Origin of the sequence: Rhizobium sp. NFR07, from assembly GCF_900111905.1 — a bacterium.
GTDB lineage: Bacteria > Pseudomonadota > Alphaproteobacteria > Rhizobiales > Rhizobiaceae > Neorhizobium.
Map to the genome: position 1 here is coordinate 156,473 of NZ_FOKM01000008.1, position 13,015 is coordinate 169,487.

Annotated in this window: 13 protein-coding genes and 4 tRNA genes; 11 read left to right on the plus strand and 6 right to left on the minus strand. The window is 61.1% G+C overall.

Translation table 11 applies throughout. From position 1 onward, the window contains the following. The first annotated feature begins 95 nt into the window (after positions 1-95). The 5 genes from BM216_RS18260 to recJ all read left to right on the plus strand — a co-directional run bounded on the left by BM216_RS18260 (position 96) and on the right by recJ (position 5,572). Positions 96-509: a hypothetical protein gene (locus BM216_RS18260; RefSeq protein WP_093000635.1), complete on the plus strand. Its 414-nt coding sequence runs from the start codon at positions 96-98 to the stop codon at positions 507-509. A 126-nt stretch (positions 510-635) separates the two neighbouring features. Continuing rightward, positions 636-1,853, plus strand: coding sequence for an LL-diaminopimelate aminotransferase (locus tag BM216_RS18265; RefSeq protein ID WP_093000636.1), 1,218 nt, complete (start codon positions 636-638; stop codon positions 1,851-1,853). Between the two features lie 61 nt (positions 1,854-1,914). Continuing rightward, a complete protein-coding gene (locus BM216_RS18270; RefSeq protein WP_093000637.1) occupies positions 1,915-3,234 on the plus strand; it encodes a homoserine dehydrogenase in 1,320 nt (439 codons plus the stop codon). Between the two features lie 223 nt (positions 3,235-3,457). Next, positions 3,458-3,667 (plus strand): hypothetical protein, encoded by a 210-nt coding sequence (locus tag BM216_RS18275; protein ID WP_093000638.1) that lies wholly within the window; start codon positions 3,458-3,460, stop codon positions 3,665-3,667. Positions 3,668-3,739: 72 nt separating this feature from the next. Continuing rightward, entirely contained in the window at positions 3,740-5,572 is a 1,833-nt protein-coding gene (gene recJ / locus BM216_RS18280; RefSeq protein ID WP_093000639.1) for a single-stranded-DNA-specific exonuclease RecJ, read from the plus strand. A 44-nt stretch (positions 5,573-5,616) separates the two neighbouring features. Here the strand turns inward: recJ and BM216_RS18285 are convergent. The 5 genes from BM216_RS18285 to gloA all read right to left on the minus strand — a co-directional run bounded on the left by BM216_RS18285 (position 5,617) and on the right by gloA (position 7,384). Further along, positions 5,617-5,691: transfer RNA gene (locus BM216_RS18285), tRNA-Glu, on the minus strand. 143 nt (positions 5,692-5,834) lie between these two features. Continuing rightward, a tRNA-Glu gene (locus tag BM216_RS18290) sits at positions 5,835-5,909 on the minus strand. Positions 5,910-6,053: 144 nt separating this feature from the next. After that, positions 6,054-6,128 (minus strand) — tRNA-Glu (locus BM216_RS18295). 120 nt (positions 6,129-6,248) lie between these two features. After that, entirely contained in the window at positions 6,249-6,818 is a 570-nt protein-coding gene (locus BM216_RS18300; protein ID WP_143102794.1) for a hypothetical protein, read from the minus strand. Positions 6,819-6,943: 125 nt separating this feature from the next. Next, on the minus strand, positions 6,944-7,384 hold the full coding sequence (gloA, locus tag BM216_RS18305; RefSeq protein WP_093000641.1) for a lactoylglutathione lyase: 441 nt from the start codon (positions 7,382-7,384) through the stop codon (positions 6,944-6,946). Between the two features lie 197 nt (positions 7,385-7,581). Between gloA and BM216_RS18310 the strand changes: the two genes are divergently transcribed. The 5 genes from BM216_RS18310 (at position 7,582) to BM216_RS18330 (ending at position 11,465) form a co-directional block, all read left to right on the plus strand. Continuing rightward, complete coding sequence (locus BM216_RS18310; RefSeq protein ID WP_093000642.1) at positions 7,582-8,160, plus strand: cold-shock protein; 579 nt, start codon at positions 7,582-7,584, stop codon at positions 8,158-8,160. 2 nt (positions 8,161-8,162) lie between these two features. Further along, positions 8,163-8,654: a DUF192 domain-containing protein gene (locus BM216_RS18315; protein WP_093000643.1), complete on the plus strand. Its 492-nt coding sequence runs from the start codon at positions 8,163-8,165 to the stop codon at positions 8,652-8,654. Between the two features lie 97 nt (positions 8,655-8,751). Next, positions 8,752-8,828: transfer RNA gene (locus BM216_RS18320), tRNA-Pro, on the plus strand. 448 nt (positions 8,829-9,276) lie between these two features. Then, the gene (locus tag BM216_RS18325; protein WP_093000644.1) at positions 9,277-10,029 is read left to right on the plus strand and encodes a pyridoxine 5'-phosphate synthase; all 753 of its coding nucleotides are present in this window, start codon (positions 9,277-9,279) and stop codon (positions 10,027-10,029) included. Positions 10,030-10,199: 170 nt separating this feature from the next. Beyond that, positions 10,200-11,465, plus strand: a complete 1,266-nt coding sequence (locus tag BM216_RS18330) for an NAD(P)/FAD-dependent oxidoreductase (RefSeq protein ID WP_093000645.1) — start codon at positions 10,200-10,202, stop codon at positions 11,463-11,465. Between the two features lie 65 nt (positions 11,466-11,530). Here BM216_RS18330 and BM216_RS18335 read toward each other — a convergent pair whose 3' ends face one another. After that, positions 11,531-12,415 carry an SDR family oxidoreductase gene (locus BM216_RS18335; protein ID WP_093000646.1) on the minus strand — a complete coding sequence of 295 codons (885 nt, stop codon included), beginning with the start codon at positions 12,413-12,415 and terminating at the stop codon, positions 11,531-11,533. Positions 12,416-12,555: 140 nt separating this feature from the next. On the opposite strand from BM216_RS18335, the gene BM216_RS18340 reads away from it, so the two are divergent. Next, on the plus strand, positions 12,556-12,966 hold the full coding sequence (locus BM216_RS18340) for a winged helix-turn-helix transcriptional regulator (RefSeq protein ID WP_093000647.1): 411 nt from the start codon (positions 12,556-12,558) through the stop codon (positions 12,964-12,966). Positions 12,967-13,015 lie beyond the last annotated feature (49 nt).

Here is a 13,015-nt window from a genome sequence, read left to right on the forward strand (position 1 = left end):
ATACAAGTGCCCGACTGGCCGACCGCAATCGGCGACCGATCGGGCACGGCTGAGACGCGGCCCAAATGCAGCTGAGACGGAGATGGGGCAGGGTTATGGGAATTGTAAGGCAAGCGATCAGATGCGCGACCGTTCTGGCACCGCTGGCGGCGCTTCCTCTGCTTGCATCCTGCAACAGCCAGAGTTTTGCGCTGGACGACGGTATTCCCAATACCGCGCCGCCCGCCGTGATCACCCAGTCGTCCAGTGAGCCGGCACCGCATCCGCTGACGCGAAAGAACACCGGAACATATCCGACCTTCGACCGCACGCTGACTGCCGCCAACGAGCAGATCGAGGATGCGGATTACCAGAAGACCGAGCCGCGCATGGCGGCTCTGGCCAAGGCGCGCCAGACCGGCTCGATTTCCGAAGCCGAGTACCAGCGCCGCGTGGCGGAATATCGCAAGCTTGCTGCCGATCACGGCACCGATGCGCAGACGAATATTTCCAAGCAGCCGCAGCAGTAAGCAGCCCGACATCGGCGCTAAATGCACTTGCCTTTCGCGCTGATTGGCCGCAAACCGAATCTGGCCTAAAATGCGCCGCGAAGCAGCAGGAAGAGGCTCGCTTCGTATCTTATATCGAGGAACACCATGGAAGAGTTTCATAAAGTCCGGCGTCTGCCGCCCTACGTTTTCGAACAGGTCAACCGTTTGAAAGCAAGCGCGCGAGCGGGTGGCGCGGACATTATCGATCTCGGCATGGGTAATCCCGATCTTCCGACGCCGAAGGCGATCGTAGACAAGCTTTGTGAAGTGGTCCAGGACCCGCGCACCCACCGCTATTCGTCCTCCAAGGGCATTCCTGGTCTCCGTCGCGCCCAGGCCGCCTATTACGCGCGCCGTTTCGGTGTGAAGCTGAACCCGGACACGCAGGTCGTCGCGACGCTCGGCTCCAAGGAAGGCTTTGCCAATATGGCGCAGGCGATCACCGCACCCGGTGACGTGATCCTCTGCCCGAACCCGACCTATCCGATCCACGCCTTCGGCTTCTTGATGGCGGGCGGCGTGATCCGCTCCATGTCGGTCGAGCCGGACGAGAGCTTCTTTCCGCCGCTCGAGCGCGCGGTCAAGCATTCGATCCCGAAGCCGCTGGCGCTGATCCTCAACTATCCGTCCAACCCGACGGCCTATGTGGCGACGCTCGACTTCTACAAGGACGTCATCGCGTTCGCGAAGAAGCACGACATCATCGTGCTTTCCGACCTCGCCTATTCGGAAATCTACTTTGACGACACCCCGCCGCCGTCGGTGCTGGAAGTGCCGGGCGCGATGGATGTCTGTGTCGAGTTCACCTCCATGTCGAAGACTTTCTCCATGCCCGGCTGGCGCATGGGCTTTGCAGTCGGCAACGAACGGCTGATCGCCGCACTGACCCGCGTAAAATCCTATCTCGACTACGGCGCGTTCACGCCGATCCAGGTGGCCGCGACCCACGCGCTGAACGGTGACGGTTCCGACATCGCGGAAGTCCGCAATGTTTACAAGCGTCGCCGCGATGTCATGGTCGACACGTTTGGCAAGGCGGGCTTCGAAGTTCCGCCGCCGGCCGCGACCATGTTCGCCTGGGCAAAAATTCCGGAAAAGTTCCGTCACCTCGGCAGCCTGGAATTCTCCAAGCTTCTCGTCGAGAAGGCGGACGTTGCCGTTGCTCCGGGCATCGGTTTCGGCGAGATGGGCGACGATTATGTTCGTCTGGCGCTCGTCGAGAACGAGCACCGCATCCGCCAGGCCGCGCGCAACATCAAGAAGTTCTTCTCGACCGCCGACGACACGATGCACAACGTCATTTCGTTGAACACCCGTCGCTGACGTCGAGACCTCCTGGGCGGCCCGTTCGCGGCCGCCTTCATCAAACATCGGGAATGCCAGAATGACAGACGCCCTCAAAGTCGGCATTGCGGGTCTTGGTACCGTGGGTGCCTCGCTCGTCAAGATCATCCAGAGCCGTGCCAGCGAACTGGCCACGACATGCGGGCGCCCGATCGAGATTACGGCCGTCACCGCCCGCAACCGCAGCCGCGATCGCGGCTTCGACATGTCCGGCATGGCCTGGTTCGACACGCCGGAGAAGCTGGCGGCTGAAGCCGATATCGACGTCTTCGTCGAGCTTGTGGGCGGCGCTAACGGCGCTGCGGCAGACTCCGTCCGCACGGCGCTGCAGCGCGGTCTCCATGTGGTGACCGCCAACAAGGCGCTGCTCGCGGCTTCCGGCGTCGAGCTGGCCAAGATCGCCGAGGAAAAGGGCGCGCTGCTGAACTTCGAGGCCGCGGTCGCCGGCGGCATCCCGGTCATCAAGGCGCTGCGTGAATCCCTGACGGGCAACACGATCTCGCGCGTCTACGGCATCATGAACGGTACCTGCAACTACATCCTGACCAAGATGGAGAAGGAAGGCCTTTCCTTCGCAGAGTGCCTGAAGGAAGCCCAGCGCCTCGGTTATGCCGAAGCCGACCCGGCCTTCGACATCGAGGGCAATGATACGGCCCACAAGCTCGCGATCCTGACCACGCTTGCCTTCGGCACCAAGATCGCGGCGGACGAAATCTATCTCGAAGGCATCACCAACATCTCGATCGACGATATCCATGCGGCATCCGATCTCGGCTATCGCATCAAGCTGCTCGGCGTTGCGCAGCGCACCGAAAGCGGCATCGAACAGCGCGTTCATCCGACCATGGTGCCGCATGACAGCGTCATCGCTCAGGTCGATGGCGTGACGAATGCGGTCGCGATCGAATCGGACATTCTCGGCGAGTTGCTGATGGTCGGCCCGGGGGCCGGCGGAAACGCCACGGCTTCGGCAGTGCTCGGCGACATTGCCGATATCGCCAAAAGCCAGCCCGGCGCCCAGCGCGTGCCCGTGCTCGGAACACCTGCTGCAGCACTCGCAGACTATCGCCGCGCGCAAATGCGCAGCCATGAAGGCGGCTACTTCATCCGCCTAACCGTCGCTGACAGGGCCGGTGTTTTCGCAAGCGTCGCGACCCGCATGGCGGAGAATGCAATTTCGCTGGAATCGATCGTGCAGCGCGCCAAGCCGTCGGAAGCCGATAGCGACAAGACCATCATTCTTGTGACCCATGCGACAACCGAGGCGGCCATCCGCAAGGCGGTCGATGCGATCAAGCAGGAAACCTATCTGGTCGGAGAGCCGCAGGTGATCCGCATCGAGCGTCCGAAAGCGTTCTGATCGTCGAGAGCGTCGGCATGCATCATGCCGACGCATGTCCTGACACTTTAGCGTCTCCACAGCATACGCCCCGGAAGTCCTTATAGACTTTCGGGGCGATGCATTCGCGCCATGACTTGCACCAAAAATATCGCCCGAATGACGTTTCCATGACTGGTCGATGCGATGAAATCGCCCTACACTTCCCCGCATGGTCACCATCGCAGGAGGAGGCGTTTGTGTGATGTCCATCGATCTGACGGAACGGTCCTACGAAAGGCCGCCGGCGGCGGGCAAGCCGCGGTCGGTCCCCTATCTCAAGCTGGTCCACTCGGCGGAAAGAAGCCAAACCGCTGACGAGCAGGAGGAGGGTGGTCGCAATATCCCCTTTGCTCTGGTCATTGGCGCTACCGCAATTGCCATCATCGGTCTGGCGGCGCTATGGCTGACATGACGTGTTTTTCGCCGCCTCGGCGGTGAGATGAAAAACATTCCGGTTCTGCGCGTCATCGGCTAAGGATAGCCGATGACCACGAAGCCTTTTTCCCCACTCTATCCTCCGGAGCCGGCCGATCCCGTCCAGCGGGCCTTTCTCGGCGTCGAGCGATCGGCTGGCGACCAGCGCTGGGTGTCGCGCCTCGATCAGGCAGCCCAGAACAGGGCTCTTGCCATGGCCCAGGTCCACGGTATCCCCGAAATCGTCGCAAGGGTGCTGGCGGGACGAGGCGTTGGCCTCGACGATGCCCTCGCTTTCCTCGATCCGACGATCCGGTCGCTGATGCCCGAGCCTTTTTCGCTGACGGATTGCAGCAAAGCGGCCGCGCGGATCATGGCCGCCATCCGCAATCGGGAAAGGGTAGCGATCTTCGGCGACTACGATGTCGACGGCGCGTCATCCTCGGCGCTTCTCTATCGCTTCCTCAAGCATTTCGATGTGGACGCCGAAATCTACATTCCCGATCGCATATTCGAAGGCTACGGGCCGAACGTTGCGGCCATGGAACAGCTTATCGATCGCGGTGCCGGCCTGATCGTCACCGTCGATTGCGGCTCCACAAGCCATGAATCGCTTGCCGCGGCGGCCGCGAGGGGCTGCGATGTCGTGGTGATCGATCACCACCAGATGGGACACGAACTCCCGACAGCCGTTGCGCTCGTCAATCCGAACCGAGAGGACGACCTTTCCGGCCAGGGCCATCTCTGCGCCGCCGGCGTCGTGTTCATGGTGCTGGTGGGGACGGCTCGCATGTTGCGCGAAGCGGGAGACCGGCGCGCGGCAAGCCTCGACCTGCTTTCGTGGATTGATCTCGTGGCGCTCGCGACCGTCTGCGATGTCGTGCCGTTGAAGGGGCTGAACCGCGCCTATGTGGTCAAGGGCCTTGTTGCCGCGCGCCATATGTCCAATGCCGGTCTCGCGGCACTGTTCCGCAAGGCCGGCCTGGCCGGGCCCGTCACGCCCTATCATTTCGGCTTCCTCATCGGTCCGCGAATCAACGCCGGCGGGCGCATCAGCGATGCGGCGCTTGGAAGCCGCCTGCTGACGCTCGACGATACGGTGGAAGCGGAGGAAATTGCGGCGCGCCTCGATGAACTCAATCGCGAGCGCCAGGCCATGGAGGCAGCGATGCTCGCCGAGGCCGAGGCCGAAGTGCTGGCGGAATATGGCGACGGGGAGGGGGCGAGTGTTCTCGTGACTGCCCGCGAGAACTGGCACCCGGGCATCGTCGGCCTGCTTGCGGCGCGCCTGAAGGAGAAGTTCAAGCGGCCGGCCTTCGCAATCGCCTTCGATCCGTCGGGCAAGGGAACCGGTTCCGGCCGGTCCATCAATGGTTTCGACATGGGGCATATGGTGCGCGAAGCCGTTGAGACGGGGCTGCTGGTCAAGGGGGGCGGCCACGCCATGGCAGCTGGATTGACCGTCGAGCGATCAAAACTTGGCGCTCTGCGTGCCTTCTTCGAGGAGAAGGCATCCGAACGTGTTCCCTCGCTGGTCGCCAGCCATTCCTTGAAGATCGACGGCGCGCTTTCCGCGTCGGGCGCGACGGTCGAGCTTTTCGATCAACTGGAAAAGGCCGGACCTTATGGATCGGGACATCCGCAGCCGGTCTTCGCTCTTCCTGCTCATAGATTGAAGGATGCGCGTCAGGTCGGGACGGCACATATCAAGATCACGCTGGAGGCGGCCGACGGCACGCGTCTTGACGGAATCGCGTTCCGCGCCGTTGATACGCCGCTCGGCAACCTTCTGCTCAAGGCCCGTGGTTTGCAGATTCATGCCGCCGGAAGCCTGAGCGCCGATTACTGGCAGGGCAACAGACGCGTCCAGCTTCGGCTTCTGGATGCCGCGCCATCGAATTGATGACTGCGTCGAGGCGCGTCGTGGCTGAAAACATGAGGGGGAGGTGGCACGCCCTAGGGGAGTCGAACCCCTCTTTTCAGAATGAAAATCTGACGTCCTAACCGATAGACGAAGGGCGCGTGCTGGTGAGCGCTCTATTAGGGGGATGGATCGAAGACCGCAAGCGAAAAATGCAGCTTTTCCCCAGGATCGACGGGGAAATATCGCGCGTTCGCAGGTGGCGAATTGGATCGCGCAAACAATGACTTGAGAGAAGGAGAAGTGGCACGCCCTAGGGGAGTCGAACCCCTCTTTTCAGAATGAAAATCTGACGTCCTAACCGATAGACGAAGGGCGCGTGTTGGTGAGCGCCCTTATAGGGGCGAGGATCAAAGACCGCAAGCGCTAAAATGCACTTTTTTTACCGCCGGCATCTCAAAATGAATCGTCTCGGAAAAATCCGATTCCGCGATTTCAAACAATGACTTGAGAGGAGGATAAGTGGCACGCCCTAGGGGAGTCGAACCCCTCTTTTCAGAATGAAAATCTGACGTCCTAACCGATAGACGAAGGGCGCGTGTTGGTGAGCGCCCTTATAGAGAGGTGATTTCTTTCCGGCAAGCCGGAAAACGCGGTTTTTTGCAAAAAAATGACAGCTGTGAACGAAAGTATCGTCCAGCAAGAAAAAGACGAGAAATCAGCAGCTTAGCGGGGCGCCGTTGGCGTCGGTGCCGCAATTGGTCGGCTGTGCGCTGAAGACGCTCTTGTTTGCGGCATTCAGATGGCCGCTCGGCGGAGCCGATACCGTCCCTCCTGCCGCTGATGCAGCGGTGCCGTCGCTCATTTGTGTTGGTGGAGGCGCTGGTGCCGTCGGTGAGGAGAAGATGCTGAAGCTTCCGGCCCGAACTCCGGTGGGCTGGGTTGCAAGGCCCGAGATGGATGGGGATGCCTGCCCGGGCATCGTGCCCTCCGGCAGGCCGGCAGCGTTGGCCTGTCCGCCGGCAGGCATGCGATTTCCAGTCTGCGCCTGGCGCGTGCCCGTCGAGACCATAGGGTCTACATACTTGCCGGAGACAGCGGTGCCGCCCTTGGCGGGAACTTCCCTGGAATCGGCGGCAGCTGCTTCGGCCGTGCCATCCCCGGCATCGGCCGTCTTGCCGGTCGTGCTGCATGAGGTGAGAATCACGACGCAGCACGCGGTTAGCGCGATGCGGGCGTGCCGACCACGGAGGCGAATGATGTTTTTCCCGGCGACGGCCTTGTCCACTGGCATGCCCCTGATGCGCGAATCACGCGGCAAGAATCACCGCGATGACATCTGATGGCAAGGGGCGGGCAGGGCAATTGCCTGGGGATGGCGGCGGCGGCAAACGGGCCGCCGCCGCCAGAATGTTACCAGCTGCCGGTGTTCGGCATCGATGCCCAGGGCTCGGCAGAAGGAAGGCTGCCGTCCTTCTGCAGGATCTCGATCGAGATGCCGTCCGGCGAGCGAACGAAGGCCATGCGGCCGTCCCGCGGCGGGCGGTTGATCGTCACGCCGTTCTTCTGCAGGTGCTCGCAGAATTCGTAGATATTATCGACTTCATAGGCGAGGTGGCCGAAGTTGCGCCCGCCCGTATAGTCCTCGGTATCCCAGTTGAATGTGAGCTCGATACAGGGCGCGAGTTTCTCCTTCGCCTCGCCGAGATCGTCGCGCGCGGCGAGGAAGACGAGCGTGAAGCGGCCCTGCTCGTTGTCGATTCTGCGGATCTCTTTCAGTCCGAAGATCGTTGTGTAGAAATGAAGAGAAGCATCCAGATCTTTGACCCGGACCATGGTATGAAGATAGCGCATTTCTGCCCCCTGATGATGCGGTTTGGCCGCTGGGGATATGGAGCAGGCACCAGTTTGGAGCAAGCCACCAGCAATAGAAAGAGGATGAATAAGAAGAAGACGGGACTTGCGCTGGACGGTTGGCGCGATGTTAATCTATCCTCTAAGAATCAGTTAACCGTCAGGTAGTGGCGCGTAACCGAGGGGCCGACAGGGATATGGCAGACAGGATGTCATCGAAGGGCGTCGTCAGTTTCGAGGAGCTTGCAGGCGAGCCTGTGGACCTCATCGAAATCACGGGCGTCGTGAAATGGTTCGATGTCGCCAAGGGCTTTGGCTTCATCGTACCCGACAATGGAATGCAGGACGTGTTGTTGCACGTCACCTGCCTGCGCCGGGACGGCTATCAGACGATCCTGGAAGGCACGCGCATCGTCGCGATGATCCAGAAACGGGATCGCGGCTATCAGGCTTTCCGCATTCTCTCGATGGACCAGTCGACGGCTGTCCATCCGTCGCAATTGCCTCCGATCCGCACGCATGTTCAGGTGACGCCGACGAGTGGCCTGGAACGGGCATTGGTCAAGTGGTTCAACCGCACCAAGGGGTTCGGCTTCCTGACGCGCGGCGAGGGAACCGAGGACATCTTCGTTCACATGGAGACGCTGCGTCGCTTCGGTCTCACCGAATTGCGGCCCGGACAGGTGGTTCTCGTGCGCTTCGGGCCTGGCGACAAGGGGTTGATGGCGGCGGAGATTCATCCGGATAACGTCGCGCCCGTAGGCCGGTCGCACTGACGATGGGCGCGATCGCTTCTTGCCTGGTGAGGGGCGTCGCTCTGGCGTTTTTCCTGGTGTTCGCCTTCGCGGCGTCAGCTCAGGATGCCACGCAGGACGTCAAGTTCTCGAAAGCGGAATTGACGATCAAGACGGCCGGCGGCCGTTATTATCCCTTCAGCGTGGAACTGGCTCTCGACGACGCGCAACGCGCACACGGACTGATGTTCCGCGAGAAGATGGACGCCGACCACGGCATGCTGTTTGATTTCGGCTCGATACGTCGCGTGTCGATGTGGATGGAAAATACGGTTCTCGCGCTCGACATGGTCTTCATCCGGTCCGATGGCACGATTTCCCACATCCATCAGAATGCTGTTCCGTATTCCCGCGACATCATCGATTCGCACGGGCCGGTGAAATACGTGCTGGAATTGAACGCTGGCCGCACGCGAGCGCTCGGCATCAGGGTCGGCGACAAGGTAATCGGCGCCCCGCTCGGCACCAGCGGCTGAGCCTCAGCAGCAAGTCGTCAATCGCTATCCAAAGATTTCGTCGTTTTTGCTGTTGCGGCCTTCACAGGAACCGTGTATCTCGCCAACACCCTTGGAACGGAGTGTAGCGCAGTCTGGTAGCGCATCTGGTTTGGGACCAGAGGGTCGGGAGTTCGAATCTCTCCACTCCGACCATGGAAATCCTTGAAACAAAAGGATTTCCAAATTTCCCCTTCATTGATTTCATCTTGCCGCTAATGCGTTGTGAGAGAAGACAGCTTCAGATGGCCAGCCATCCCTGTCTTCTGCAATCTGCCGCTCGCGTGGCGCTCAGCACGTCTCCACAATACTAGCTTCCACTCGCCGATAAGCTATCCGAATTTGGGGGAAGTCGCGTTGCCCCGGGGGCTGCGAAACGGGGATAGAATTCGCCAAGTTGATCCTCAGCCGCCGCCTCAGCTTGGTGGACCAACTCGGCGAATTCCATTAGGAAAAACTAAAATAAAACTTGATGAAACGCAAGTGTCGGCGCTGCCGAAATCGCCATGAAAATTCTTCATGGTTTTGATCTCTCCGGATAGATGGTTTTCCGGTGGCGCTTCGCTTATGAAGGCTCGACCTGTTTCACGATCGGATTGCGCCCATGCCCACGTCATTGTCCGTCAACCTCAACGCCGTCGCCATGTTGCGCAATCGCCGCGACCTGCCTTGGCCGAGTGTCGAGGGGCTTGGACGGATCGCGCTACTGGCGGGGGCAGCCGGGTTGACGGTACATCCACGCCCCGACCAGCGCCATATCCGCTTTTCCGACCTGCCGGTGATCCGCGCCCTGATCGATGACGAGTTTCCGCAGGCGGAATTCAACATCGAAGGTTATCCGAGCGAAGATTTCCTCGAGCTTTGCGAAAGGATCGAGCCCGAACAGGTCACGCTTGTTCCCGACGATCCGGCCCAGGCAACGTCCGATCACGGGTTTGACTTCCGCACCACAGGCGAGAAATTGAAGCCCATCGTTGCCCGCCTGAAGAAGTCAGGTATGCGCGTCTCGCTATTCGCCGATGGCGATGGCGACGTCGAGGCGGTGAGGCTCGCCAAGGCGACCGGCGCCGATCGCATCGAACTCTATACCGGCCCTTACGGCGGATGTTTCGATGACCCTCTGAAGGCGGCCGATATGCTCGATCGTCTCGGGCGCACGGCTGATGCTGCCTTTGCCGAGGGTATGGGCGTCAATGCGGGGCACGATCTGACCGTCGCCAACCTGCCGGCGCTGGTCGCTCGCATTCCCGCGCTCGCGGAGGTCTCGATCGGTCACGGCCTGACCGCCGACGCGCTTGAATATGGCATGGCCGAAACCGTGAAGCGTTTCCGCCGCGCCTGCGGACAGGCCCTATAAAGCGCCGCGCAATCCCGTTCACGGGACCGCTGCTATGCGCTCGGCGCATTTGTCGCCGCCGTCAATCACGATAAGACAAAGTGACGCAGTTCCGTTCCGGCAGAACTCGCATATGAGCATGTTGCATCGCAACATTATCTTGTCATTCGTCAATCAGGAAGGCGCAGAAGGTGTCCAAGCATAGGATCGTTGTCGTTGGGGGAGGTTTCGGGGGATTGCAGACCGTGCATGGCCTCGACGGTGTCTCGGCCGACATCACGCTGATTGACCGGCGCAATCACCATCTGTTCCAGCCGCTTCTTTACCAGGTCGCGACGACCGTGCTGGCGACCTCCGAGATAGCCTGGCCTATCCGCCGGCTATATCGCGATCGCCGGGACGTCACGACCATGCTCGACGAGGTTCTGGGCGTCGACACCGAGGCGAAGATCGTCAAGCTCGCTTCGGGCCATCAGATTCCTTATGACACGCTGGTTCTCGCGACCGGCGCGCGCCATGCCTATTTCGGCCGCGACGAATGGGAAAAGGTGGCGCCGGGCCTGAAGACGCTGGAAGATGCCACGACGTTGCGCCGCCGCATCCTGCTTGCTTTCGAGCGTGCCGAGATGGCGGAGAAGACCGCCGAACTCGATGCAGATCTGACATTTGCGATCATCGGCGCCGGCCCGACCGGCGTCGAAATGGCCGGCATGATCGCCGAACTCGCCAACAAGGTGCTGCCGCGTGAATTTCGCAAGATCGACACGACCCGCACCCGCGTTATGCTGATCGAGGCAGGCCCGCGCGTCCTGCCTGCCTTCACCGAGGATCTTTCCGCCTATGCCAAGGGCGCGCTGGAAAAGCTCGGCGTGGAGGTTCACGTCGGCAAGCCGGTGACGGCAATTACCGAAGAAGGCGTGACGGTGGGTGAAACCTTCATTCCCTGCAAGACCGTGATCTGGGCCGCAGGCGTTCAGGCCTCGCCGGCTGCCCGCTGGATCGGCTCCGAAGCCGACCGGGCGGGGCGCGCCATCGTCGGCCCCGACCTCTCGGTCGAAAAGGATCCGAGCATTTTCGTCATCGGCGACACGGCCTTCGTCAAGCAGGATGACGGCAAGCCGGTGCCGGGTATCGCGCCGGCGGCAAAGCAGCAGGGCTCGTATGTGGCCAAGGTGATCAAGGCACGGCTGGAGAACAAGCCGGCGCCGGCGCCGTTTCACTACAAGCACCAGGGCAGCCTCGCGACCATCGGCAAGCGTGCGGCCGTCATCGACTTTGGCAAGATCAAGCTCACCGGTGGAATTGCCTGGTGGATATGGGGCCTTGCCCACATCTATTTCCTGATCGGCACGCGCTCGCGTTTCGCCGTCGCCTGGAGCTGGCTGTGGATCTATCTCTCGGGCCAGCACAGCGCCCGCCTCATCACCCAGAAGGAAACGCTCAAGGACGAATCCTGAGTTTTCTTCCAGGCCGGTTTGAAAAGATCCGTAGCCGGTGTAGTAGCCGGCTACGGATTTTGCTTTCAGCCGGCGAGAGCAGTTTTCTGGCTCGCCAGATAGGCCTCGAGTGATTGCGGCTTCGTGCCGGTCAGCGCTTCGTAGTCACCGGTGACGAGATCGAAATTGCCGGCCCTGATATTGGCATCGGCCGAAACCAGCATCTTGACGACGAAATCGGGAAGGCCTGCCGCGGCCATGCCGCCGGCTAGCTGCTCGTCGTTGACCTGTACGACGTTGAGGGGCTTGCCTGCAGCCTTCGAGACGAGCGCGGCGATCTCTTCGGCGTTCAGGCTTTCCGGGCCGGTCAGTGTCACGGTCCTGTTTCCTGCCGGCGGTTTGGCCAGCGCTGCAGCGGCCGCGCGTGCGCAATCGTCACGGCTGATATTGGCGACCTTGCCGTCACCTGTTGCCGTGTACCAGGTACCGCTCTGCAGATTATGCGGCATCGAGAGCAGGTAATTGTCGTCATACCAGGCATTGCGCAGGATGGTGTAGGGAATGCCGGTTGCCTTGATCGCTTCCTCGGTTCCCAGGTGGTCCGGCGCGAAGCTGACCAGCGATTTGTCCGGGTTCGGCATCGACGTATAGAGGATGTGCTTGACGCCGGCCTTGGCTGCAGCGGCAACCGCCGCCTTGTGCTGCTTCAGGCGGCCACCCGGCGTTGCAAGCTCGTCCGTCGAGATGATGAGCACGCGATCGACACCTGCAAAAGCGGCAGCGAGGCCGGCTTCGTCGCTGAAATCCGCCCTGCGTGTCTCGACGCCCCTGGAGGCGATATCCGTAAGCTTGGCCGTGTCGCGGCTTGCGGCAATGATATCGCCGGCGGCGACCTTGGATGTCTCCAGCAGGTGATGCAGCACTGCGCGGCCCAGCTGACCGGCAGCGCCCGTCACGAGAAGTTTGGTCATGTCGTTTCCCTTTTCAGATGCCGACCGATTTATGCGGCATGATTTTAAGTCTCAAAAAGAGACTAGCACTAGAATAGGAATTGACGGGGTGCTGTAAAGGAGGCAGGTTTGCGGGAGATCGTTACCAAAAGGGAACCACCATGAAGACTGGCGCTGCACGCGTGCCCACGCTTGACGGGCAGGAATGCGACATGTCGACTTGGGATGCGGGCAACTGTCCCGTCCGCGACGTGATGAACCAGATTGCCGGAAAATGGTCTACCCTGCTGCTGCAGGCACTGGCCGAGCGGCCATATCGTTTCGGCGAGCTGCGGCGGCTTGTGCCGGACATTTCGCAGCGCATGTTGACCCAGACGCTGCGCGACCTGCAGCGCGATGGATACATCGACAGGCAGGTTTTTCCGACCAAACCGCCGAGCGTCGAATACAGCATGACCGATCTCGGTCGGTCTCTGTTTGAGCCCCTGTCAAAGGTGCTGACCTGGGCGACGGACAATCATGCCGCGGTCAGGGCCGCGCGGGTGAAATTCGACGAAACGGAACTTGCCTGAAGCCAACAAAAAAGGGCGGCCTGAGCCGCCCTTTTCCGATGCTGATGTC

Bases quoted from the DNA above. Each gene is read 5' to 3' on its own strand.
- BM216_RS18340 (WP_093000647.1), top strand. From the start codon at position 12,556: ATGAAGACTGGCGCTGCACGCGTGCCCACGCTTGACGGGCAGGAATGC.
- BM216_RS18260 (WP_093000635.1), top strand. From the start codon at position 96: ATGGGAATTGTAAGGCAAGCGATCAGATGCGCGACCGTTCTGGCACCG.
- BM216_RS18270 (WP_093000637.1), top strand. From the start codon at position 1,915: ATGACAGACGCCCTCAAAGTCGGCATTGCGGGTCTTGGTACCGTGGGT.
- BM216_RS18315 (WP_093000643.1), top strand. From the start codon at position 8,163: ATGGGCGCGATCGCTTCTTGCCTGGTGAGGGGCGTCGCTCTGGCGTTT.
- BM216_RS18265 (WP_093000636.1), top strand. From the start codon at position 636: ATGGAAGAGTTTCATAAAGTCCGGCGTCTGCCGCCCTACGTTTTCGAA.
- BM216_RS18325 (WP_093000644.1), top strand. From the start codon at position 9,277: ATGCCCACGTCATTGTCCGTCAACCTCAACGCCGTCGCCATGTTGCGC.
- BM216_RS18310 (WP_093000642.1), top strand. From the start codon at position 7,582: ATGGCAGACAGGATGTCATCGAAGGGCGTCGTCAGTTTCGAGGAGCTT.
- recJ (WP_093000639.1), top strand. From the start codon at position 3,740: ATGACCACGAAGCCTTTTTCCCCACTCTATCCTCCGGAGCCGGCCGAT.
- BM216_RS18335 (WP_093000646.1), bottom strand. From the start codon at position 12,415: ATGACCAAACTTCTCGTGACGGGCGCTGCCGGTCAGCTGGGCCGCGCA.
- BM216_RS18275 (WP_093000638.1), top strand. From the start codon at position 3,458: ATGTCCATCGATCTGACGGAACGGTCCTACGAAAGGCCGCCGGCGGCG.
- gloA (WP_093000641.1), bottom strand. From the start codon at position 7,384: ATGCGCTATCTTCATACCATGGTCCGGGTCAAAGATCTGGATGCTTCT.